General features: G+C 69.1%; 1 protein-coding gene. It reads left to right on the forward strand.

All coding sequences use genetic code 11. The features are described 5' to 3' along the window. On the forward strand, window positions 1–2,176 hold a 2,176-nt coding region (locus tag V6U90_RS33140; RefSeq protein WP_334445078.1), incomplete at both ends, for a hypothetical protein.

The following is a 2,176-nucleotide window of genomic DNA, read 5'->3' on the forward strand; positions in this document are numbered from 1 at the left end:
GCGGCCGGCCTGGCGCAGGCCCAGTTCACCGCGCTGGCCCACCGGTACGGCGTCGATCCGGCCAGCCACGACACCCTCGCCGGGTCGTTCCAACGGGAATGGGTGGACGGATACCACCAGGTGCTCGCCCAGGCCGGCGGCAGCGCCACGCCCGGCACGCCCGGCACGCCCGTCACGACGGACGCGGCCAGCGCCCGTAATACGGTGCCGGCTGGCGCTGCCTCCCGCGCCGATGGCACGCCGATCCACGCCAGCGCCAGCGCCAGCGGACGTGACAGCGCCAGCGACCGTGACAGTGACAGCGCCAGTGACACGTCTGTCTCCAGCGATGACATGTTCAGCAACCTCGGCACCAGCGACACAATTTCGATCAGTGACATGTCGTTGCGGGACGAGTCGGTTAGTGGGGTGCCTGGTAGGCGCGGGTTCAGTGACGCGGATTCGTTGAGTGATGTGTCGTTGCGGGACGAGTCGGTTAGTGGGGTGCCTGGTGGGCGCGGGTTCAGTGACGCGGATTCGTTGAGTGATGTGTCCTCGCGGGACGAACCGGTCAGTGGCGACCCCGGCAGACACGGCGAGCCGGCTGTCGCGGCAACTGGGCCGGCCGTCGCGCCGATCGAGTCCGGGCAGCGGGTCGCCAACTGGGCCGCTCAGGAGCAGATGCGTCCCGGCAGCAGAGGCGACCCGTGGTGGTGCGTGGCGGCTACCCTCGATGAGTTCCAAACCGAGTACAAACGGCTGGGCAACCGGGCGGTGTTCGACGACCGGATCATCGGACCGGACGGCCGGCTCGCGCCCACCATGGGCTGGCCGCAACTGATGGAGATCCTCGACGCGGTACCCGAGCGGGTCGCCCCCCACCCGGACGGGGTCGCAGCGGAGGACGTGCTGGCCGCGTTGCGGGCGGTGCCAGGGTCGATGGTCGTGGTCAGGGCCGCACCACCGAACGAACCGCAGCACGTGTTCGCCCTCTACAGCCAGCCACAGAAATCCGGGCCGCCGAGAATCCAGGTGCGGGACCCTCTGATGCCCGGTGCCGCCGACCGACCCGAGCCGGATGATCCGATAGGTGACCCGTGGCTGCGACACCTGTTCGCATCGAGCACCCGGCTGGCCGCGTTCGACGGGGACGGTTGGCCCGCCACCATCACCGACCTGCTCGGCCAGACCGCCGACCACCCGCAGCCGATCACCACGACCGGCACCGACACCAGCGCGCTCCTGCTCGCCTCCACCAGCACGCCACGCGGCCCGTCCCAGGCGATGCGGGCAGACACCACCTCCACCGACCCGGCCGACCCCCCCAGGCCGCCATCCGATCCAGCGGAAAATGACGACCCGTCTGGTACTGGCCTGGCGTTTATTGACCAGGCATTCCAGAACGTAGTGGATCCGGATCTGGATCGAATGGATCTGGATCAGATGAAAACACCGGAGTTCGACGAGGACTGGCGGCCGGGGAGTGCCGAACAGGGCAAAAACCTGTTGAATGCCTTCATCGTCGCCAACCCGGACCTCGTCCGCACCGCGCTGGGCGCGCGGTTGCCCGAGGACCTGCAAGGCTTCCTGTCCAACCCCGGCCGGCTCCAGGACCAAGCTGCCCAGATGGTCCGCACCGGGGTATACCAGGGGTCCGAGCTCGGTCGGGTGGCCGAGCTGCTGCAGGATCACGTCCTGGCCTACCTGGAGAACAACGCGGGCCGGCTGCCGGCGGACGTGACCACGCAGCGGCTCGCCTTCCGGTCGCAACGTGAGCGGGATGTGGCGGCGCTGAGCCACCCGCAGGTGCTGCGGCGCCTCGGTGAGCTACGAGCGGACAGGGTCACCGACGCCGGTTTCCTGGACCCGGACACAATCCGAACGCGCTACGACGAGGTGCGGGCGACGGTGACCGGTGGGGGCGTGTCGACGGACGTGCCGCAACGGCAGCTCGACTTCATCAACGAGCACAGTCCGGGTTTCCCAGTCACGGTGCTGAGCCCGGCGGACGCCAGCCGTTACCTCGTCGGGGTGTTGACCGATTCCGATCGCCAGCTCGACTCCGAGGAGCTGGCCACGGTGATGTCTGCTGTGCAGCAGCTTGCCCTGACCCCGCAACCTCCGGTACCGCCCACCGAGGACAGTCAACAGCAGGTCGTCCGGCCGGCCGCGTCCGCGGACGCGCCGCTGGTCGTGA

The sequence above is a fragment of the Micromonospora sp. CPCC 206060 genome (genome assembly GCF_036906895.1).
GTDB lineage: Bacteria > Actinomycetota > Actinomycetes > Mycobacteriales > Micromonosporaceae > Micromonospora.